The 21051-nt window shown below is 69.3% G+C and carries 21 protein-coding genes and 1 pseudogene; 16 read left to right on the plus strand and 6 right to left on the minus strand.

What is annotated here, in order from left to right:
- Positions 1–31: 31 nt before the first annotated feature.
- On the minus strand, positions 32–2746 hold the full coding sequence (gene acnA / locus ABZ725_RS22460; protein WP_351907028.1) for an aconitate hydratase AcnA: 2715 nt from the start codon (positions 2744–2746) through the stop codon (positions 32–34).
- 279 nt (positions 2747–3025) lie between these two features.
- Here acnA and ABZ725_RS22465 point away from each other — a divergent pair.
- The 4 genes and pseudogenes from ABZ725_RS22465 to ABZ725_RS22480 all read left to right on the plus strand — a co-directional run.
- Positions 3026–3165 (plus strand): annotated as a pseudogene (locus ABZ725_RS22465) (DUF4236 domain-containing protein); the annotation flags it as partial.
- A 64-nt stretch (positions 3166–3229) separates the two neighbouring features.
- Complete coding sequence (locus ABZ725_RS22470; RefSeq protein WP_358804358.1) at positions 3230–4759, plus strand: UDP-N-acetylglucosamine 1-carboxyvinyltransferase; 1530 nt, start codon at positions 3230–3232, stop codon at positions 4757–4759.
- A gap of 331 nt (positions 4760–5090) precedes the next feature.
- Complete coding sequence (locus tag ABZ725_RS22475; protein ID WP_358804359.1) at positions 5091–5483, plus strand: hypothetical protein; 393 nt, start codon at positions 5091–5093, stop codon at positions 5481–5483.
- Positions 5484–5488: 5 nt separating this feature from the next.
- Positions 5489–6157, plus strand: a complete 669-nt coding sequence (locus tag ABZ725_RS22480) for a nucleotidyl transferase AbiEii/AbiGii toxin family protein (RefSeq protein ID WP_358804360.1) — start codon at positions 5489–5491, stop codon at positions 6155–6157.
- 186 nt (positions 6158–6343) lie between these two features.
- Here the strand turns inward: ABZ725_RS22480 and ABZ725_RS22485 are convergent, their stop codons facing one another.
- Positions 6344–6568 carry a transposase family protein gene (locus tag ABZ725_RS22485; RefSeq protein WP_358804361.1) on the minus strand — a complete coding sequence of 75 codons (225 nt, stop codon included), beginning with the start codon at positions 6566–6568 and terminating at the stop codon, positions 6344–6346.
- Positions 6569–6888: 320 nt separating this feature from the next.
- Here ABZ725_RS22485 and ABZ725_RS22490 point away from each other — a divergent pair, with 320 nt between their 5' ends.
- From ABZ725_RS22490 to ABZ725_RS22535, 10 genes are all read left to right on the plus strand, one after another.
- On the plus strand, positions 6889–9243 hold the full coding sequence (locus ABZ725_RS22490) for a hypothetical protein (RefSeq protein ID WP_358804362.1): 2355 nt from the start codon (positions 6889–6891) through the stop codon (positions 9241–9243).
- A gap of 116 nt (positions 9244–9359) precedes the next feature.
- A complete protein-coding gene (locus tag ABZ725_RS22495) occupies positions 9360–10613 on the plus strand; it encodes a CHAT domain-containing protein (protein ID WP_358804363.1) in 1254 nt (417 codons plus the stop codon).
- Between the two features lie 124 nt (positions 10614–10737).
- Entirely contained in the window at positions 10738–11100 is a 363-nt protein-coding gene (locus ABZ725_RS22500) for a hypothetical protein (protein WP_358804364.1), read from the plus strand.
- Positions 11097–11717: a hypothetical protein gene (locus ABZ725_RS22505; protein WP_358804365.1), complete on the plus strand. Its 621-nt coding sequence runs from the start codon at positions 11097–11099 to the stop codon at positions 11715–11717. Before ABZ725_RS22500 ends, ABZ725_RS22505 begins: the two co-directional genes overlap by 4 nt.
- Before the next feature lie 362 nt (positions 11718–12079).
- Positions 12080–12490, plus strand: coding sequence for a hypothetical protein (locus ABZ725_RS22510; RefSeq protein ID WP_358804366.1), 411 nt, complete (start codon positions 12080–12082; stop codon positions 12488–12490).
- A gap of 631 nt (positions 12491–13121) precedes the next feature.
- Positions 13122–13640, plus strand: coding sequence for a DUF5994 family protein (locus ABZ725_RS22515; protein ID WP_358804367.1), 519 nt, complete (start codon positions 13122–13124; stop codon positions 13638–13640).
- A gap of 165 nt (positions 13641–13805) precedes the next feature.
- Positions 13806–14189, plus strand: coding sequence for a hypothetical protein (locus ABZ725_RS22520; RefSeq protein WP_358804368.1), 384 nt, complete (start codon positions 13806–13808; stop codon positions 14187–14189).
- A gap of 503 nt (positions 14190–14692) precedes the next feature.
- Positions 14693–15091, plus strand: coding sequence for an STAS domain-containing protein (locus ABZ725_RS22525; RefSeq protein WP_358804369.1), 399 nt, complete (start codon positions 14693–14695; stop codon positions 15089–15091).
- A 54-nt stretch (positions 15092–15145) separates the two neighbouring features.
- Entirely contained in the window at positions 15146–15919 is a 774-nt protein-coding gene (locus tag ABZ725_RS22530; RefSeq protein ID WP_358804370.1) for an ANTAR domain-containing protein, read from the plus strand.
- A 79-nt stretch (positions 15920–15998) separates the two neighbouring features.
- Positions 15999–16715: a GAF and ANTAR domain-containing protein gene (locus ABZ725_RS22535; RefSeq protein WP_358804371.1), complete on the plus strand. Its 717-nt coding sequence runs from the start codon at positions 15999–16001 to the stop codon at positions 16713–16715.
- A 22-nt stretch (positions 16716–16737) separates the two neighbouring features.
- Here ABZ725_RS22535 and ABZ725_RS22540 read toward each other — a convergent pair whose 3' ends face one another.
- The 3 genes from ABZ725_RS22540 to ABZ725_RS22550 all read right to left on the minus strand — a co-directional run bounded on the left by ABZ725_RS22540 (position 16738) and on the right by ABZ725_RS22550 (position 18028).
- Positions 16738–17142: a DUF1003 domain-containing protein gene (locus ABZ725_RS22540; protein WP_358804372.1), complete on the minus strand. Its 405-nt coding sequence runs from the start codon at positions 17140–17142 to the stop codon at positions 16738–16740.
- A 128-nt stretch (positions 17143–17270) separates the two neighbouring features.
- Positions 17271–17666 carry an ANTAR domain-containing protein gene (locus ABZ725_RS22545; protein WP_358804373.1) on the minus strand — a complete coding sequence of 132 codons (396 nt, stop codon included), beginning with the start codon at positions 17664–17666 and terminating at the stop codon, positions 17271–17273.
- Positions 17667–17749: 83 nt separating this feature from the next.
- On the minus strand, positions 17750–18028 hold the full coding sequence (locus ABZ725_RS22550; RefSeq protein WP_358804374.1) for a hypothetical protein: 279 nt from the start codon (positions 18026–18028) through the stop codon (positions 17750–17752).
- Positions 18029–18417: 389 nt separating this feature from the next.
- On the opposite strand from ABZ725_RS22550, the gene ABZ725_RS22555 reads away from it, so the two are divergent.
- Positions 18418–18606 (plus strand): hypothetical protein, encoded by a 189-nt coding sequence (locus tag ABZ725_RS22555; RefSeq protein WP_358804375.1) that lies wholly within the window; start codon positions 18418–18420, stop codon positions 18604–18606.
- Between the two features lie 24 nt (positions 18607–18630).
- Here ABZ725_RS22555 and ABZ725_RS22560 read toward each other — a convergent pair whose 3' ends face one another.
- Positions 18631–20211 (minus strand): bifunctional 3-(3-hydroxy-phenyl)propionate/3-hydroxycinnamic acid hydroxylase, encoded by a 1581-nt coding sequence (locus tag ABZ725_RS22560; protein WP_358804376.1) that lies wholly within the window; start codon positions 20209–20211, stop codon positions 18631–18633.
- Between the two features lie 138 nt (positions 20212–20349).
- Between ABZ725_RS22560 and ABZ725_RS22565 the strand changes: the two genes are divergently transcribed.
- The gene (locus ABZ725_RS22565; RefSeq protein ID WP_358804377.1) at positions 20350–21039 is read left to right on the plus strand and encodes a TetR/AcrR family transcriptional regulator; all 690 of its coding nucleotides are present in this window, start codon (positions 20350–20352) and stop codon (positions 21037–21039) included.
- Positions 21040–21051: the final 12 nt, after the last annotated feature.

The following is a 21051-nucleotide window of genomic DNA, read 5'->3' on the forward strand; positions in this document are numbered from 1 at the left end:
GGAGTGCGGCCCGACTGCCGTACCGGATCGCCTACTTGCGGATCAGGTTGCGCAGCACGTACTGCATGATGCCGCCGTTGCGGTAGTAGTCGGCCTCACCGGGGGTGTCGATGCGGACGACCGCGTCGAACTCGACGCCCGTGTCGGTGGTGACCTTGACCGTGCGCGGGGTGGTGCCGTCGTTGAGCTCGGTGACGCCCGTGATGGAGAAGGTCTCCTCGCCGGTGAGGCCGAGGGACTCGGCGTTCGCACCCTCCGGGTACTGAAGCGGAAGCACGCCCATGCCGATGAGGTTCGACCGGTGGATGCGCTCGTACGACTCGGTGATGACGGCCTTGACGCCGAGGAGGGCGGTGCCCTTGGCGGCCCAGTCGCGGGAGGAGCCGGAGCCGTACTCCTTGCCGGCCAGGATGACCAGCGGGACGCCCTGCTCGATGTAGTTGCGCGAGGCGTCGTAGATGAACGACACGGGCGCGTCTGCCTGGGTGAAGTCGCGGGTGTAGCCGCCCTCGGTGCCCGGCGCGATCTGGTTGCGCAGGCGGATGTTGGCGAACGTACCGCGGATCATGACCTCGTGGTTGCCACGGCGGGAACCGTACGAGTTGAAGTCACGACGCTCGACACCGTGCTCCGTGAGGTACTTGCCACCGGGCGTGTCGGCCTTGATCGCACCGGCCGGGGAGATGTGGTCGGTGGTGACCGAGTCGCCCAGCTTGGCGAGGACGCGGGCGCCGGCGATGTCCGAGACCGGAGTGGTCTCCATCGTCATGCCCTCGAAGTACGGGGGCTTGCGGACGTACGTCGACTGCGGGTCCCACTCGAAGGTGTTGCCCTCGGGGATCGACAGGGCCTGCCATTGGGCGTCGCCCGCGAAGACGTCGGAGTAGGACTTGGAGAACATGTCCTCGCCGATGGCGTTCGCCACGACGTCGTTGACCTCGGCCTCGGAGGGCCAGATGTCGGTCAGGTAGACCGGCTTGCCCTCCTGGTCCGTGCCGAGGGCGTCGCGCGTGATGTCCACCTTCATGGAGCCCGCGAGGGCGTACGCGACGACCAGCGGCGGGGAGGCCAGGTAGTTCATCTTGACGTCGGGGTTGATCCGGCCCTCGAAGTTGCGGTTGCCGGAGAGCACCGAGGTCACGGCCAGGTCGTGGTCGTTGACGGCCTTGGAGACCTCCTCCGGCAGCGGGCCGGAGTTGCCGATGCAGGTGGTGCAGCCGTAGCCGACGAGGTTGAAGCCGACCTTGTCGAGGTACGGGGTGAGTCCCGCCTTGTCGAAGTAGTCGGTGACGACCTTCGAGCCCGGGGCGAGGGTGGTCTTGACCCAGGGCTTGCGGGTCAGGCCCTTCTCCACGGCCTTCTTCGCGACGAGCGCGGCGGCGACCATGACGTACGGGTTCGAGGTGTTGGTGCAGGAGGTGATGGCCGCGACCGTCACCGCGCCGTGGTCGATCTCGTAGGTGGAGCCGTCGGGGGCCGTGACCGTGACCGGGTTGGTCGGGACACCGTTGCTGGCGGCCGGGGAGTCGGAGGCCGGGAAGGACTCCTTGCCCGCCTCGTCGTCGTCGGCGACGTAGTTGCGGACGTCGCTCTTGAACTGCTCGGCGGCGTTCGCGAGGACGATACGGTCCTGCGGGCGCTTCGGGCCGGCGATGGAGGGAACGACGGTCGAGAGGTCGAGCTCCAGCTTCTCGGAGAAGTCGGGCTCGGCGGCCGGGTCCAGCCAGAGACCCTGCTCCTTGGCGTACGCCTCGACGAGCGCGAGCTGCTGGGCGTCGCGGCCCGTCAGCTTCAGGTACTTGATGGTCTCGCCGTCGATCGGGAAGATCGCGGCGGTGGAGCCGAACTCCGGCGACATGTTGCCGATGGTCGCGCGGTTCGCGAGGGACGTGGCGGCCACGCCCTCGCCGTAGAACTCGACGAACTTGCCGACCACGCCGTGCTTGCGGAGCATCTCGGTGATCGTGAGCACGAGGTCGGTGGCGGTGGTGCCGGGCGTCAGCTCACCGGTGAGCTTGAAGCCGACGACGCGCGGGATGAGCATCGAGACGGGCTGGCCCAGCATCGCGGCCTCGGCCTCGATACCGCCGACGCCCCAGCCGAGGACGCCGAGGCCGTTGACCATGGTGGTGTGCGAGTCGGTGCCGACGAGGGTGTCGGGGTACGCCTGGCCGCCTCGGACCATGACCGTGCGCGCCAGGTGCTCGATGTTGACCTGGTGGACGATGCCGGTGCCCGGCGGGACGACCTTGAAGTCGTCGAACGCGGTCTGGCCCCAGCGCAGGAACTGGTAGCGCTCGCGGTTGCGGCCGTACTCCAGCTCGACGTTCTGCGCGAAGGCGTCGTGCGTGCCGAACTTGTCGGCGATGACGGAGTGGTCGATGACCATCTCGGCCGGCGAGAGCGGGTTGACCTTGTCCGGGTCGCCGCCGAGGGCCTTGACGGCCTCACGCATGGTGGCGAGGTCCACGACACAGGGCACGCCGGTGAAGTCCTGCATGATCACGCGGGCCGGCGTGAACTGGATCTCCTGGCTGGGCTGCGCCTGCGAGTCCCAGCCACCGAGGGCCCGGATGTGGTCGGCGGTGATGTTCGCGCCGTCCTCGGTGCGGAGCAGGTTCTCCAGCAGCACCTTCAGGCTGTACGGAAGGCGAGCCGAGCCTTCCACCTTGTCCAGCCGGAAGATCTCGTACGACTCGTCGCCCACGCTGAGCGTGCTACGGGCGTCGAAGCTGTTCGCCGACACGACAGTCTCCTTCATTGATGTGCGCGTACCACCGCATCCTGCCGTCACGCGGGCTTGGCCGATCCGCTGAGGTCAGGCTAAGTTAGGTAACCCTTACCAGGGTGGCGGCTGCGGTGCGCCTCGGCAGATATCTCGATGTCGAGATAACTCTAGTACACGAGGGCTGAATGGTCATGCCCGGGCTCGCTGCCATTCCCGGCGAAAGCCTGATTCCACGCTCCGCCCGGGACGGGCAAGCGTTCGCGAGGAACCACCGCGCACCGACATCACCCCCCACGCCGGCGATCACGATCGATCACCACGGACGACGGACGGCACGACCCGCGGCATACGCACAGCAGCACCGGACGTCGTACGACATCGGATGATTTGCCCGGACCTTTCGGATGGGTCGCACCCGTAGTGCCAGGCGGCGTTGACGGGACGTCACCCGAACGGGCCCCCCAAGAGGCGCGATCTCATATCTGAGATAACCTCGGCCCCATGGCAGACGACTACCTCGTACGCATCGGCAAGCTCATCCGTGACGCCCGGCAGCACCGGGGCTGGACACAGGCACAGCTGGCCGAGGCGCTCGGAACCAGCCAGAGTGCCGTCAACCGCATCGAGCGGGGCAACCAAAACATCAGCCTTGAGATGATCGCCCGTATCGGTGAAGCCCTGGACAGCGAAATCGTCTCTCTGGGCTATGCGGGACCGATGCACCTGCGAGTGGTGGGCGGTCGCCGGCTGTCCGGCGCGATCGACGTGAAGACCAGCAAGAACGCGTGTGTCGCCCTGCTGTGCGCCTCACTGCTCAACCAGGGGCGCACCGTGCTGCGCCGGGTCGCCCGTATCGAGGAGGTCTACCGCCTGCTCGAGGTCCTCAACTCCATCGGCGTACGGACGCGTTGGATCAACGACGGCGTCGATCTGGAGATCGTGCCGCCGGCCGAGCTGGACATGGCGGCCATCGACGCCGAGGCCGCCGTGCGCACCCGCTCGATCATCATGTTCCTCGGTCCGCTGCTGCACCGCATGAACCACTTCAAGCTGCCGTACGCCGGCGGCTGCGACCTGGGCACACGGACCATCGAGCCGCACATGATCGCGCTGCGCCGATTCGGGCTCGAGGTCGCGGCGACGGAGGGGCAGTACCACGCCATCGTCGACCGTGCCGTCCGCCCGGACCGGCCCATCGTGCTGACCGAGCGCGGGGATACGGTTACCGAAAACGCGCTGCTCGCGGCCGCCCGGTATGACGGTGTAACCGTTATCCGCAACGCCTCTTCCAACTACATGGTCCAGGACCTGTGTTTCTTCCTGGAGTCGCTCGGGGTCAGGGTCGAGGGCATCGGCACCACCACGCTCACCGTGCACGGCGTGCGGAACATCGACGTCGACGTGGACTACTCGCCCTCCGAGGACCCGGTCGAGGCCATGAGCCTGCTGGCCGCCGCCGTCGTCACGGAGTCGGAACTGACGGTGCGCCGGGTGCCCATCGAGTTCCTGGAGATCGAGCTGGCGGTCCTGGAGGAGATGGGCCTCGACCACGACCGCACGCCGGAGTACCCGGCCGACAACGGTCGCACCCGGCTGGTGGACCTCACGGTCCGGCCTTCCAAGCTGGAGGCGCCGATCGACAAGATCCACCCGATGCCGTTCCCCGGCCTGAACATCGACAACGTCCCGTTCTTCGCGGCCATCGCGGCCGTCGCGCAGGGCAAGACCCTCATCCACGACTGGGTCTACGACAACCGCGCGATCTACCTGACGGACCTCAACCGGCTCGGCGGGCGGCTCCAACTCCTCGACCCGCACCGGGTGCTGGTCGAGGGCCCGACGCGCTGGCGGGCCGCCGAGATGATGTGCCCGCCGGCCCTGCGCCCCGCCGTGGTCGTCCTGCTGGCGATGATGGCGGCCGAGGGCACATCGGTGCTGCGCAACGTGTACGTGATCAACCGCGGTTACGAGGACCTGGCGGAGCGGCTGAACTCCATCGGGGCGCAGATCGAGATCTTCCGGGACATCTGAAGGTTCTAAGAAAAAGTATCATGAAACACCTCCTGACCTGCAGAAATGCAGGTCAGGAGGTAACACGTGGGCGCCTCTGGGACTTTCCTGGGACTTCCGGCCAGGCTCGGGGGCTTTGAGTGACAGGACACATCACGTGATCCGTCATCGGAAAGGTGTCGGCCTGAACGGATGCCAGAAAAACCCTGGCCAGAACCGCTTCCCCGACTCATCGTCCTTCGTGTGCAGACGCCCAGAGCGTCAGACTACCCGTGGAACCGCCCTCGCTCGCTCCGGACACCAGCTCGCACATCATGACCCTCGCAACGTCTCCGGCCGCCATAATGGACTCATGCCCTCCAGCACACAGCACCCCGCACCCACCCCGAGGGACGTCTCGGGCGCGGTCGCCGAGGACCTCGCGCTGTATCGGGAGAAGTTCCGCCGCCGTCTGCCGGAGTCGCTGGACGAGTTGCGCGGGCCGACCCACGGTGTCGTGGATCTGCCGCTGCACATGGCCTGGTCCGGGATGACCTCATACGACCTGGGCAAGCCGCGCCAGCGTATGGGCCTGTACCGCACTGTCCTGCACGAGGGCCTGCACGACGACCTGCCCCGCTACCTCGACCAGGACCTGCTCCTCCAGCTGTGGCCGGTGCTGCGCACCCTGGTCGGACGCACCGTGCGCGCCGTATGGGAAGACGCCTTCCCCCAGCTCGCCTCCCGCGCCCGGGCAGCCGCGTGACAGACATGCCGGAGCTGCACACGCGGCTCCTGGCGGATGTGATCGCGCTCGGTTCCCCGTATCCCCTGGTCCTCACTGGCGGATATGCCGTGCGGGCGCACCGCCTCGTGAACCGCCCCAGCCAGGACCTCGACGTCGCCACCGAGAACCCGGCGCCCATGGCCGACATCGCCGCCACGCTCCGCGCCGGCCTGGAAGCCCGCGGCTGGAAGGTGCACGCGCTGGAGACCGCCCCGCTGTCCGCACGCTTCACCGTGGCCGACCCGGCCACCGGACAGGAATGCGAAGTCGACATCCTCAAGGAGATCTTCTGGCGGCCGGTCGCCCAGAGCCCGTACGGGCCCGTCCTCGCCGAAGAGGACGTGATCGGGACCAAGGTCCGCGCCCTCGCCGACCGCGGAGCGCCCCGCGACCTGATCGACGTATTCGCAGCCTCCCGCCGCTGGACCAATGCCGAGCTTGAGGAGTTCGGAGGCCGCCACGCCCGCGGCCGCTTCGAGCGCGAGGATCTGCAGTCGAACCTCACGGGCGCCGAGTGGACCGACGACGAGGCCTTCGCCGCTTATGGGCTCGAAGACGCCGCCATCACCGCTCTCCGCGCTTGGGCCGTGGAGTGGGCCGACGACCTCGCGGCCCGTCTCCTCGAAGAGGCCGATGATCCGGACATCGACTGATCACGTCCGGATGAGATCTCATCTGCAAGCGATCAGATCAAGACCCGAGAAGTAAGAGGCCACGCAGATAGGTGGCGGTGCACTTTGGCGTGTTCAGTTCTCCCATCGCAGATACCTAGTCGGCTTGGTCACTGTGCGTGCTGAGAATCCGGCGCGGGTGGCTTCCGTCTCGGTCGTACGCCCGCACTATTCGGCGAGGACGACCGTGCGGCAGCCGTACCTCACGGTCAGTTCCGCCACCTGCGCGGCGAAGGTCCGACGGGCGCAGCGTGCGGTGTCGCAGAACAAGCGCCGGACACACAGGTCGATGACCACCGGGCGCCCGCCGAGGCCAGCATCCGCCAAGCGCCGCCGATAGCGACTGTGCACCCGCCGAGCCGGAGTACCGCAGTCGGGGCAGGTCACTGCCATGCCATCCCGGGTCCGGGCAACGACCAACAGCTTCCCGTCCTCCACCCGCACCTGCTCGGGTCGCCGACGCCGTACGCTTCGGCAGCGCAACCCGCTTGGGCGCCTCGCCGTCAGGTATCAACAGTCCCGCCAGATTTCGGGCTTCGCACGGGCGGCGCGGTCCGCCCGGGAAATCCGCACCGCCGCCGCCATCAGGGTTGCCTTCCGAGGGGCCCAACAGGCACCGTTGAGCCCAACCATGCTGGCTCGGAGTAGTGCTGACGTGACGCCAGGTGAAGGCTGCACGTCGGCCGCTCACTCCTGTCTGGAGGAAGTCAAGAGTGGGGATTCGTAAGTCTATGCAGATGGCGGCCCTGTCGGTACGCCTTGACGCACGGATCAAAGGGATCGGCATCACGGACGGCACTGCCGGGCTCGCCGTGCTCGCTGCGGCGGTCGAGGATGCAGCACGGTTGAGGCGGGCGCTCGAGGAGAGCCGTGAGACGCATGCAATCGCCACGGTGGTACTGATCAAGTTTCACAGCCTTCGCCATCACCTGCTCCCCTCCGGGGAAGGCGCCCAGGACTTGCGTATCGCCGCCCGTCTGATCGACACGGCGCTGAAGTCGAATCCAGCTCTGGTTCCCAAAGCCTTTCGAGGCTGCCGGAACGCCGACGAGGTCGCGGCCCTCCTGGTCGCCGACCGGGCTCGGCGGATCCTCACCGAGACGGAAACCGCCAGTGACCGGTCCGCGCTGGACGAGGTCATCGGGCTGTTGCACGCTGCCCTGCCCGACATCTCCACGGGTAACCCACAGCGGGGAGTGGCAGCTTCGCTGCTGTCCGCGGCGTACCTCACCCGGTTCCTGCGCTTCCAGGAGCCGGAGGACTGCGATCAGGCCGTCAGCGCGGGGCGGGAGAGCGTGCGGTGCTCCTCCTCACCGCCCGACGTGGCCCGCGCGCAGTTCCATCTCGGCCGAGCCCTGCTCACCCGGTTCACCCGTACCACAAACTCCACCGAACTGGAGGAAGGGATCGACCTGCTCAGGGCTTCGGTCTCGGCCACCCCTGAGGCTGATCCCTCGCACCAACAGCGGCGCGCCGCGCTGGAGGCCGCCCTGCAGTCGGCCGAGCATGTCGAGGGGTTGCTGGACGACGGCGTCGCGATCAGCCGGGCCGTCATGGAGATCACGGACGACGACGATCCGCACCGGGCACAACGGCTCGAGGGACTGGGCTTCTTCCTGGTCGGCCGGTACTACAAGTCCGGCTCACTCTCCGACCTTGACGAAGGAATAGACGCGCTCCGCGCAGCGGTGACCGCGTCCTCGGACGGCAACGAGGAACTCCCCTGGCGTAAAGTCCAGTTAGGGGAATCGCTGCTCCTGCGAGCACAGCAAGCAGGCACCGTAACCGACTTGGACGACGCGGTGGAAGTCACCCGCGACGCCCTGTCCCTCGTACCAGAGGGCGATCCCCGCAGGGCCGCCTACCTCGTCGCCCTCGCGGGGCAGTTGAGGATCCGGGCCGAGCGCAACTCCTCGGTCGAGGACCTGGACCAATCCATCACGCTGGGCCGGACGGCCGTGGCCCTCACTCCACAGACTCACGACGCGCAGGAGAACAGCAACGGCTTCATCAATCTGAGCGGCGCGCTCGGCACCCGGTTCGCCTGGTTCGGCGCCCTGTCCGACCTCCGCGAGGCCATCGACGCCAGCCGGGCGGCCGTGGCCACTGCCTACTCCGGAAACCGAGCGCTGTGTCTGTCGAACCTCAGCGCCAACCTGGAGCGGCTCGCCGCTTGGTCGCAGGAGCCAGCGGATCTCGACGCGGCCCTGGAGACGGCGCGCGCGGCGGTGGACGCGTGTCTTCGGTCGGACCAGGACCGCAAACGGTACCTCGCGAACCTGGCCGCCCTGCTTGGCAAGCGCGCAATGCTGGGCGCCGGGCCACCGGGCGATCTCGATGAGGCGATCGAGGTGAGCCAGGCGGCTCTCGACCTGACTCCTGTGGGCCATGAGGACAGGCCGCGGTGGCTCACCGGCCGGGCGCTGTTGCTGCGCAGCCGGGCCGAACGCGACCGTGCCGCGGCCGACGCGGCCGATGCCGTCACGCTCGCTCAGGCGGCCCTCGACGCGCTTCCCGCCGTCCACACCGACAGAGGCCAACTGCTGTCCAACATAGCGCTCTGTCTCCACCTGCACGCGGAGCTGAGCGCATCGTCGGCCGACGCGCGCCAGGCGATCGGACTGTGGAGCAAGGCGGCAGGACTGGCGACCTCACCCGTGATGGCGCGCATCACGGCCGCGCGGGCCGCCGGATACGCCGAGGCGTCACTGAACCCGGGTAGCAGGGCCGCTGCCGACCTCTACGCGGCAGCAGTCGCCCTGCTACCCCTGGTCGCCTCGCGCGCGATCGAGCGCCGCAGCCAGGAACAGCGCCTCCAGAGCATGGTGGACGTGGCGGGCGACGCCGCCGCCTGCGCCCTGTCGGCCGGCCGTGCGGACCGGGCCGTGGAACTGCTCGAGCAGGGACGGAACGTCATCTGGAACCAGACCCTGGACGCGCACGACAACTTCGCCGACCTACGAGCAGACCACGGTGATCTGGCCGACCGGCTCCGTGCCATCTCCCTCGCGCTGAGCGACACGCGCCCTGACGAAACCGACTTCTTCGGGCCGCCCGCCCCGCCCTGAGCGGCGGTGCGGAGCAGGACTTCGACGCGTGACCACAACGTCCAGGAAATCGGGGATCCGACATGACGAGCGCCCCACGACGACACACTGCTGCCGCACACGCAGCCGAACGGCGCATGGCCCTGGCTCGCGAGTGGGACCGGCTCATCCAACAGGTCCATCGCCTCGACGGGTTCGAGGACTTCCTCGCACCACGACTGCGCACCCTCCTGCCCGCCGCGCAGGCCGGTCCAGTCGTCATCCTCAACACCAGTCGGTACCGGTGCGATGCCCTGGTGGTCACCCCGCGCGGAGTGCACGTCGAGCCGCTGCCCCGGCTGACCCTCGACTCGATCGTCGACCGCACCCTCACCTACCTCGAAGCTTTCCAGGAAGTGGACTTCGCTGTCGAGAACCTGCAGGCGACCCGCGTGGAGTGCGGCGAGAGCGACCCCACGCCCGCCGCGGCCAGGCGCCGTTCACAGGCGATGCTATCCCTGCACCACGCCTTGGAGCAGCGCGAGACGACGCTGGTGTCGCTCCTGCGGTGGCTGTGGGACACCGTCACCGAACCGGTACTGACCTTCCTTGGCTTCGTCGAGCCGCCCGACGGCGATGCCGCCGAGTGGCCGCGGCTGTGGTGGTGTCCGACCGGCCTCCTCACCCTGCTCCCGCTGCACGGCGCCGGCCACCACGACGGGAGCCGCCGCGCCGTTCTCGACCGCGTGGTGTCCTCGTACACTCCGACACTGCGCGCGCTGGCGCAGGCCGGTCGACCGCTCGACACGCACCCCGACGACGAGCGTCTGCTGATCGTTTCGCTGCCCGACGATCCCGGCCAAGTGCCGCTCAACGACGTCACCCGCGAACGGGAGCTGATCACCTCCCTGTTCCCGGGCCGGCACACCCTGCTGGAGGGCGGCAACGCCACCACGGAGCACGTCCGTTCGGAACTCCTGCGGCACCGGTGGGTGCACTTTGGCTGCCACGGAGGCCAGGACCTGCTGGACCCGTCCCAAGGGGGCCTGTCGCTCCACGGCGGCGACGTTCTCCGTGTCACCGACATCGGCGCCCAGCGGCACCGGGGCGAGTTCGCGTTCCTGTCGGCCTGCCAGACCGCCACAGGCGTGGCGACGCTCCCCGACGAGACCATCACGTTGACGGCGGCCCTGCACTACACCGGCTACCGCCAGGTCATCGGGACCCTGTGGTCGGTGTACGACGACATCGCTGCCGACGTCGCCGAGGCTGTCTACAAGGACCTCACCTCAACCGGCATCTTCGAACCCGCACGGTCGGCCCGCGCACTGCACACGGCGGTACGCGCGCTGCGGGACGACCGGCACCTACCGCCCGGTGTATGGACCCCGTTCACGCACACCGGGCCCTGAGCGTTCACCACCCGCACCGGCACCAAGCATTCCCCACCCCGTACCACTTCCCCGCCCCCACACCCGTACTACCCGTACCGGCCCGCCCGAGGCCCGGCGCCTCAGACGCACCTCAGGAGTGACCATGGCCTTCGGCCTCCGTTCCCGACGCCGTCGTGGACCGCTGCCCTACGAGGAAACGACCGCCGACGCATACGGAACGCATGTGGCGGAGACCTTCACCGTGGCCGAGCCGAGACCCGACACGCTCGTCCTGAGCGGCCGTTGTCCCCGCTGCACGGCAGCCATCGACGTTCCTGTCGTCAGCGGCGTCTTCCGGGCCAGAGGCCCCCGGTTCGGCAGGCTACGGCAGGGAGCACCGGACTCGGCGGAGCCCCGGGTCGAGCTGATGATGTGCACCTGCGACGAGGACCACCCCGACCGTCCGGAAGGCCGGTACGGATGCGGCGCCTACTGGACCGTCCGCGTACCGACGGCACCGCGGTGAGCCGCCCGCTCTCACCGGACCCCGCTCCGGCCACCCCCGCCGACCTGCGCCTGGCGCAGGAACGTGACCGGTTGCTGCGCACAGAGCTGCCCCGCGTACGAGAGGCGGCCACCGCGTGGCGCAACGGGCTCGGCGGGCTGCTCGCCGCCCTCATAGGGTTCAGCCTCATCAGGGGCCGCTCCGACATCGGCCAGCTGGTCGAGCACTGGGCCGTGGCGGTGGGAGTCCTGCTCCTGGCGGCACTGCTGGTCGGCGCGACAGGAGCGCTGCTGCTCCTGCGTGCCACCCACGGCAGACCGGCCGTCACCTCGGCCCGGGACCTGCTGCCCCCACCCGTCGGCGACCACATCGAGGCCCTCGACTGCGCCAAGGCCCTGCGCAGAGGGATCACTCTCACTCTCGCTTGTGCTCTCCTGTTGCTCAGCGCGGTGGCCACTACGTGGTACGGCCCGGAACGCTCTGCCCCGATGACACAGGTCACCACACCCGCCGGAACCTTCTGCGGATCCACTGTCCGGGTCGCCCGCGGCACCTTGGTTCTCAAGACTTCGGCCGGCGAAGTCACGATCGCCCTGTCGAGCGCCTCAACCCTCACGGCCACCGCGGCTTGCCCATGAGCCGAGATCACGCACTCACGGCAGCCGGAAAGGGGGCGCGCACGTCTTGTCGACCTCCCCACAAGACCAAGCCGAGCACTGAGTTCCCTCACCGACGCACGGCGCAGCCGGCCTTCAAGTCAGCCTCGGTCCCGGCCGCCACCGAGGCCGCAAAGACCGCCGGGCACCACGAAGCTGCGCAAAGAGCACCACAACGATGCCTGACAAGTCGTCAGCAAGGTCAGCAAAAGCTCTGCCACACCTGCCCCAAGACGGCGCCCCCCGTGAAATCGACCACCGCGCAACGCGCGCCCGCCTACTTCTTGGCCGACCGTCCATGAACGGCCGAAATCGGGAGGCAGCGCCCGGCTGCCTCCCGCCAAATGGCCACGAACTTGGACGGGCGAGTGCTGCGTTCACGCAGTGTCCCCGGCCTCGAGCAGGAGATCTTCGCACTGCTGACGGTCTACCAGGCGCTGATCCGCATGGTCGGCGATGGCACGACGGCCACGCCGGAACTGTCCGTTCAGAGAGTGAGCTTCACCGTTCTGGTCCAGGCCGCCGCGGACCAGATCATCGTCGCCCCGGGGCCGGACCGGGGCAGTACGACATCGTTGATCGGGGCCATCGGCCGGGCCGTGCTGGCCAACCTCCTCCCCAAACAGCGCCGCCAGCGCCTAAAAGCCCGCTACCGCAAGACATCCAGCAAGTACCAGTTCCAGCGCGACCAAACATCCGCGCACGGTGCGTGCGTACACGCTGGACTTCAAGATGGTCAAGGACGGAGACATTGACGCCGGGCCTGACGGCTAACGCAACGGCGGTGCACAAAGCGGGCGCCATCCAGCAGTGGGAGTCCTCTGGGACTTTTCTGGGACTTCCGGCCCCATCAACCGGCACGAACGTGAAACAGCTGAAAGGACATTCGCGCAGGTCAGCGACCATCAGTCACTCATCGCGGCAGGTCATCGCGTTCGCTGGTCTCTTCCGGGACATCTGAGGGCCCTTCGCAGGAGTGTCGTCGCAACCCCTTTGACCTGCACGAATGTTGGACCGGAGGGGGTGCGGCGGCACCTGTGGGGCTTCGGGGACCCCGGGCCGGACGCGAGCTGCTTCCGGTCCGAGCGACGCAGCCGTCCCGCGGACGCCCAGGGGAGGCACCCGACCCGCCTCTAGCTCGCTTAGCTCGCCTGGGCACCCGCCCGGCACCACCGGCACGGTCCCGGTGGGAGAAGCCGCTCGTCGAAGGACGACCGCCGAGGACGTGAGCCGAGGTCCGGATGCGGTCCGCTCGGCCTCTTCGGGGAGTAGCGTGGCCTCATCGGGAGCAATTCGCACACCGGCCACCGATGCCGATGTCGTTCCCGGTGAGCAACAACCCCGGCCGGCTGTCCCCGCGCAGAGGTCCGGAGACGGGTTCGCGCGATGTCCGCGACCACCGACCATCCCCCGCTACGGACCGCGCCCTTCAGGGCCCCGACCGCACGCCTCAGCCTGAAACCCGTGAGTCCTTCCCCAGAGCGCGTCGAGCTGCACGGCGCCTGGTGGCCTCGGTCACGTGACCTGGCACACGAGCTCTCCGCTCTGGCGGACGTACTGGACCCGCTGTGGGGACGGATCACCCGTATCGCCGTCAACCCGCGCCACTGGCCGATCATCCCGCGCAGGATCTTTGTCAACGGCCATGTGGTGAAGGTCGATTGGTTCACATCGGAGCAGGATCCGTACAAGATCCTGCTGCTGTCCTATACGGCGGGACGCTGGGACCTCCTGGTGGTCCCCCCGGAGGCCAGTGCCCCCTCGGCGGCCCGGCTGATGGCCGCCGCGAGCGCGAGCACCGGCCCGCCGCTGACCGCGACCGCCCTCATGGCGGCGGAACAGGCCGCTTCCTCGTCGTACCAGGCCGCCACCGGCCGGCCCGGGCGACTGGTGGTGGGGGTGTGACGGGCGTCGTCGCCCTGGCCGTCGGCGCCCTGATGATTCGGCGGGCAGCCCTCGACCGGGTCGCCGGAAGCAGGAAGCAGGAGGCCGGAAGCCTGAAGCAGGAAGCCTGAAGCAGGACGTCGAGAAGACCGAGGAAGCCTTCGGGCGGAACGGAAGCAGGACCCGATGATGTACGACCAGACACGCGCCCAGCAGCCCGCGGACCGAACCCGCGGGCCGGACGAGCTCCCCCCACGCACGGCTTCGCTCGCGCGGGGGACCCCCACCGCCCCGGGCTCGGAGCCGCTGCTCCCGTCGGCCGATCGGGACAAGATCGCCCTGCGCCTCCGGCACGTCCTCAACACCTTCGCCGACACTCCGCGCGAGGCGCTGGAAGAGGCCGAGAGCGCCTACGACGAAACCACCGCCCAGCTCGTGAACGCCCTCGCGGAACGGCGGCGTCTCCTGCGCGCCGGCTGGGAGGAGCAGGACCCCGGGACCCGGTCCGACGAACTCCGCAACGCGCTGAGGCAGTACCGGGAGGTCATCCAGCGGCTGCTCCAGCTCTAGGACCTGTCCGGCCCATCAAGTCGCAGGAAAGCAGCGTGGCCTTTGCGGTGCCCGGGAGCCGGGCGACGGGGGTCCCCCGCTCGAGCGCAGCCGAGAGTGGGGGAGTCGTCGTGCCCGAGCCGGTGCGGGAGTCATCCGGATCGGGCTTGCGCACAGGTGAACCGTTCGGCTCCTCACGATCCGTTCTCGAACTGTCCACATCCTGGGATCGGGCTGCTTCGGACGGTCCCTCACACGACGCGAGGACTACGCTGCTGTGCAGACGTCCCAGACCCCGGCGGCATGCCGTTGTTCAACACAGATGGCTGCGGTGCGGACTCTCCGTCTGTCACCCGGCACATCTCTGGAGGAAACCGGGGGCCTACCGTCCTGCTGTGCAGGCTGTCGGACCGGCCGTTGCTCCGCCTCCGCCGAACGTACGCCCCTGTCGGCAGCGCACCCAGGGGACCGGGACACCGGCACCACCGCGCCCGCTGCCGGATGGTCTTCCGAACCGAGGCGTCATGCTCCTTCCCCAGCTCACCGTGTACCGCCATGTCCTAAGGAATCGGGCGCTGATCATCCTGTCCGGTGAGATCGATTTCGACTCCGCGCCGTTGGTGCGCGCATCCGTGGAACGGTGCCTGCGCGACGGCGTCCGAAGCATCGACATCGACCTCACCTCCGTCAGCTTCTGCGACTGCAGCGGCCTCAACGCCTTCCTCCTCGCTTCGAAGCGGGCCACCTCGGCCGGCCGGACCCTGCGGCTGCACCACCCTCCGGCGATGCTGGCTCGGCTGCTCGACCTCACCGACTGCGGCTTCCTCCTCCTCGGCCTTCCCTTCGGCTCGCTGCCGTCTCCGCTCGGCGACACCCCGGCCGTACCCGTCCCGCTGGTTCCCGTCCTCTCGGGCGATGCGTGATGACGGCCGCCCCCTGGCAGGGGCAGTCGCGCAGGCCTGGAGGCGGTGGCCCGGGTGGGTCCTGACAGCCGGTCGGCCCGCATCCGGGGGCTGGTGGCCGAGGAGGCGGCCCGCCGTGGTGCCCGGGTCGGGGTGGTGGACGTGTGCACCGCGGCCGTGGCCGCGCTGCCGGTCGGCGGGGCCGGGCTGTCGGCGATGTCCACGGCTGCGGCGAGCCACCCGCTGTGCAGCACCGACGACATCAGCGAGAAACTGGAGGAGCTCCAGCTCACGCTGGGTGAGGGGCCCTGCGTGGACGCCTTCACACGCGGCTCGGCCGTCCTGACGCCCGATCTGCTCACCGTCGAACCACAGGAGCACTGGGCCGTGTTCGCCGCTGCGGCCCTGGAAGCCGGAGCCCGCGCGGTCTTCTCGCTCCCCCTCCGGATGGGGGCGATCAGGCCGGGAGTCCTCGACCTGTACGCCGGCGTTCCGACGGTGCTGGACGTGGAGGAGCTGGCCGACGCGCTGGCGTTCGCCGATCTCGCGACTCTCCTCCTGCTCGGTACAAGGATCGACGAGACGGGCGCACCGACCGCACCGACCGAAGGGCGGGCGCCGGCCCGCGGCTTCGAGGACCTGGGCGCATACCGGGCGGAGATCGACCAGGCCAGCGGGATGCTCACGGTCCAGCTCGGAGTCGGCATCGAAGAAGCCTTCGTCCGGCTCCGCGCCCATGCCTATGCGCAGGGCCGTCGGCTCGCGGACGTGGCCGCCGACGTGGTGGCCCGTCGGCTTCGTTTCCCACCGGACACGGAGCCGACGGGCCGGGCCGAGGAGGAGACCTGACGTATGGGTGCCGGCCGAGGAACGCGCCGTACTTCCCGCCCTTTCGGGCAGGGACTAGTCTCAATCGAGGGTGCCCACGATGGACCAACAGCTTCTGGCCAAGACCTTCGTCGAGCTGGCCGACAATCTGGTCGCCGACTTCGACCTCATGGACTTCCTGCGCCTGCTGACCGACCGCTGCGTCGGCATGCTCGACGCGAGCGCCGCCGGGGTGCTGCTCGCCGACCGGGACGGCAAACTCCGCGTCATGGCCGCCTCCGACGAACAGGTGCGGCTGTTGGAGCTGTTCCAGCTCCAGAACGACGAGGGCCCCTGTCTCCAGTGCTTCCACACCGGCGTACCGGTGATCATCCACGACCTGACCCGGGAGATCGACCGCTGGCCGCGCTTCGTCACTGCGGCCCACCGCAGCGGGTTCGGGGCCGTCCAGGCCCTGCCCATGCGCCTGCGGGACGAGACCGTGGGCGCCCTGAACCTCTTCCGCGCCGCGCCCGGCCCCTTCGAGCCGACCGCCACGCTCATCGCCCAGGCGCTGGCCGACGTCGCCACCATCAGCCTGCTGCAACAACGCACCGCCCAACGCAGCACGGTGCTCAACGAGCAGTTACAGACGGCGCTGAACAGCCGGGTGCTGATCGAACAGGCCAAGGGAAAGCTCGCCGAACGCCAGGGCATCGACATGGAGCAGGCGTTCAGCGCGCTGCGCGGCTACGCCCGCTCCCACAACCGGCGGCTGGCCGATGTCGCCGGCGCCTTCGTCGACGGCTCCGAACCCCTCGCCGGTCTGGGGGCCTGACCCACTCCCCGGCGGCGGGCCGCTACTGCTTCGTGCCGTCCTCGATCAGACGACGGTGCAGTTCCGTGGTCATGACGTGGATCGCCCGCGTCAGCTCGGTGTTGGTCTTGAGCTCCAACTCCTGCTCGACGAAGTCGTGGTCGGCCTTCATCTGCTGGAAGGCCGCCTGCCGGTTCTGGCCGATCATGACGAACGTCGAGAGGAAGATCGCCTCCAGGGACACGACGAGCGTCAACGTGGGCCAGGGGTTGGCCTCGACGAACAACATCCAGAGCGCGAAGGCGACGGCGTGGAGGTAGACGAACGGCATCGAACCGGCGAACTTGGTGATGGCGTCGGCGATACGCAGTTGGACGTCTCCGGCACGGCTCTTGTGGTGCGCGACCACTGCTGGGTGGTGCTTGGCCCGGCTGTCCTGCTCGCTCATCGCAGTGTGCCTCTCGCGTCTCAGGGTTCCGCGGGGCACTGCCGACCACAGGGAACGGCCCCCGCGCGTCCCTGGAGCCTAATCTTCCTGCTCGCAGCCTCCCCAGGCAGGCGGTGGAGGCCCTCGCCTCAGCCGTGGCCCGGCTCGTCCGCCGGTGGTGAGGCGCACCCCCGGTCGTCCGCGCAGAGCCGCCGCAGCGCCCGCCGCAGCGCTCGCTGCATCCGCCACGGGAGCGGCTCGCCCTCCCAGGCGGCGACCATGGCCGCAGCCACCTCCGGAAGTTCGGCGTTGCACTGCTGTGCCATGTCCACGAGCAGGTTCCTGGCCGGCCCACGGCGGCAGGGGGCCAGGACCATCACCATGCCGCAGGCCTGGTCGATGACCGCACGGCCGGCCAGCGCCCGTCGCAGTCGATCGTTCTCGGCGCGCAGCGCGACGACGTCCAGTCCCGCCGTCGTGTTCCCCCTCGTGGCGTCGGCCCGCACGTCCCACCATTCCTCTTGGACCACGGTTGTGCGTCGCATGGCATGCACCTCTTGACGATCTCGACGTGTCCTGCCTGGCTGAAGCCGTCCCGGAACCTCTGGCTGCCGGGCGACTTCACGGGTCACCTGCCGTGTTCGCGGTCCCGACGGTCCTCACGCCTCCAGCGCGCGCGGTTCTGGCGGCTGTAGCGGCGGTTCCAGCGTTCCTCTCGGTCCCGGCGCTCCCGGTAGCCCTGGTACTCCCCGAGATCGGAACCGCCGCCAGGGCCCTGGCCTCCGCCGCGATCGCGGCCGTGTCGGGTGGCGGCGTAGACCAGCACCGCCGCGGCCACCCACCAGAAGGGATGGAGAAAGCCGAAGCCGAGCAGAACCACGATGAGGATGAGGAGCAGGACGAACACGGAGGGCCTCCCCGGGAGCGGGACACAGCGTCAAAACCGGGGACTCGGGCCTCGTCCCACAGCCTAGTCCTGCTCCAAGGCTGCGGATAGCCGTGCGGCGTAAGCGTGTTCTGTCCGACATGGATGGCTGCTTCGCATCTGTCGGACAAGTGCGGCGTGGACTAGCGTGCGACATGCCGCCCTTGCCCCCGGCAGCGTCGCACCGCAAGCGCGCTCCCCCGGGGGCGCATCTGCGCATCGGTGCCGGAACCCGCCGCGTCGCAAGCGAGGCCGTTCCCGCACGTACCCATCGTCACGCAATCCCCACGCGCCCGATGCACCCGATGCGCCCCAAGCGGGCACCGCTCTGCTGCCCGCAGCGTCGCACGCGTCCACACCAGGCGGCACACATGTACGTGCTGATCGTTCCCGCTTCGACCCCGTTCGTCCTGCTCGCCACCGTGATGGCCCTGTCCTGGTGGGAGGACCGCATCCTGCCGACGCCACCGGCCGAGCCGGCCGAAGACCCTGTCGAGGCCCCGCTCACCCCCGGCGGCCCGGCCCCGCTCCCGGAACTCCACGCGTCGACACTGCGTTGACCCTGCCCCCGACCGGCCGGTCTCTCATCGGGTGGTCCTGGCGGTCGGGTGCTGTGCCGGGACGAATCCGGGCGGGGGCGGCGGCAGGAGGGCGCCCGTGGGAGCGGTCGCGTAGACGTAGGCGTCGGGGCGCAGGGCGACGATGGCCGCGCGGTGTTCGGCGAGCCAGGGCAGCAGAACGCCGTCGCTGTCGACGAGGGCGCCCTCCCCGGGGCGGGATCCGGCGGGTGTGACAGTGAGCGAGGGGACGTCCCACAGGGGCTGAGGGGTGGCTGTACGCGCGTGCAGCAGCAGCCAGCCGCCGTCGAGCGCGTCGTCCAGCCGTACGCGTGCCCCGTCGGGTGCGGTGACCCAGGGCTGCGGGATCTGGCGGCCGGACGCGCGGGTGCGGGGGCCGGCCTGGAAACCGGTGCCGTAGCGGGCGACGGGAATCCAGTGGGAGTCCTGCAACCACTGGGTCAGGCCCGGCACTCGGCCCAGGACCGGAAGCACGGTGTCGCGCAGCCGGGTGACCGTCCGCCGCCGTTCGGTGATGATCCGGCCGACGAACACCGTCCGTTCGGTGACCTCCTTGACGTGCGGTTTGCGTTCGGCCTCGTAGGAGTCGAGGACCGTGTCGGGCAGTTCGCCGCACAGCACGGCGGCGAGCTTCCAGCAGAGGTTGGCCGCGTCCCGAACGCCGGCGGCCATGCCCTGGCCGATCCACGGCGGCATGGCGTGGGCGGCGTCGCCGGCCAGGAAGACCCTGCCGGCCCGGAAGCGGGCGGCGAAGCGGACGTGGTGGCTGTACACGGTGGCCCGCAGGATCTTGATCTGGTCCCGGCCGATCCCGTACCGCCCGACCATTGCGTGGATGGCTTCCTCGGTGGTCAGGTACGTCTCGTCGTCACCGGGCAGGACGGGGAACTCCCAGCGGTGGTGGCCGAGGGGGGTCGGGCAGTCGACCGCCGGGCGGACGGGGTCGCAGCGGAAGCGCAGCCGGTCGTGGTCCGGCCACGGCTTGAGCATCTCGGTGTCGACGACCACCCAGCGGTCCTCGTACGTCCGTCCCTCGTAGCCCACGTCGAGCTGCGATCGGGTCGGGCTGGATCCGCCGTCGGCGGCGATGACGTAGGAGGCGCGCAGACGTCGTACGGAGTCGTCGGCGGCGCCGGCCACCGTCAGGTCGACGCCTTCCGCGTCCTGTTGCACCTGCAGGCACTCGTGCCGCAGCAGCACTTCCACGTTCGGGTAGCGGGCCACGCCCTCGCGCAACACCTGCTCCAGCGCGGGCTGGTAGAGGAACATCTGCGGCGGATGACCGTGCCCGCGCGGCGTGGGGCGGGCACGGATGAAGGTACGGCCACGCGCGTCCACGAACTCCACGGGCCGCTCGGCCAGCATGTCCTGCTTCAGCCGTTCGGCCAGGCCGACGCGTTGCCAGATCCGCAGCACCTCCTCGTCGGTGGAGATGGCACGGGCGCGGGAGTACACCTCGGCATCGCGTTCCAGGACGACGACGCCGAGGCCCATCGCACCCAGCAGGTTCGCGGCCGTGACGCCCGTGGGCCCATAACCGACCACGGCCACGTCGTAGGCGCCGTCCTCGGCTCTCGTCTCAGTCACCCGGCCACCTCACCGATAAACCCCATCATGATGATTTTCCCTCTTATGAGGCGTTTGCGACTGTTGGCGCGGCGGTGACAGTAGGTTCGACGCCGGAGCGGAGCAAGTGCCGAAGCACGGGCAGGAGAAGGATGTCGGATGACCAAGCCGCAGGCGACGCGCACGCAGCGGGCGAACGGAGCCTTGTCGCGGCAGCGCATCCTCGACGCCGCCGTGGAGATCGCGGGCGAGCGCGGGTACGAGGGCACGTCCATCGCGGCGGTCAGCGCCAAGTGCGGACTGCCCGCCAGTTCGATCTACTGGCACTTCAAGGACAAGGACGACCTCATCGCCGCGGTCGTCGAACGCGGTTTCACGACCTGGCTCGCGGCACTGGAGTCTCCGGGCACGGCGCAGGGCACGGCACAGGGCACGGCGCCGGGCGCAGCGCCGGGCACGCCGCTCGAACAGGTCGGATTCATGGCAGCGAACGTGGCCAGGACGCTTGTCGCCGCGCCCGACTTCCTGCGCCTGGGCCTCATGCTCGCCCTGGTGCGGTGCCCTGCCGAGCGCCGCGGGCGCACCGTGTTCCTTCAGGTGCGTGACATCGCCTGCCGGAAGACGACCGAATTCATCAGGACTCTGTTCCCGGACCTGGACGAGAGGGCCGTACGCGACCTCGCCACCTATGCCATGGCCGGTGCCGACGGCCTGTTCCTGCAGCGGGAGCTGACCGGCGACTCCGCCGATCTGGTGGAGATGCTCCAGTTGCACGCGCGACTGGTCCACGACGCGGCGGCCCGCATGGCAGCGAGGAGCAGGGCACGACCGGCGCCTCGCACCGGCTGAGGACCATCCCCA

Origin of the sequence: Streptomyces sp. NPDC006872, from assembly GCF_040635845.1 — a bacterium.
Classification (GTDB): domain Bacteria; phylum Actinomycetota; class Actinomycetes; order Streptomycetales; family Streptomycetaceae; genus Streptomyces.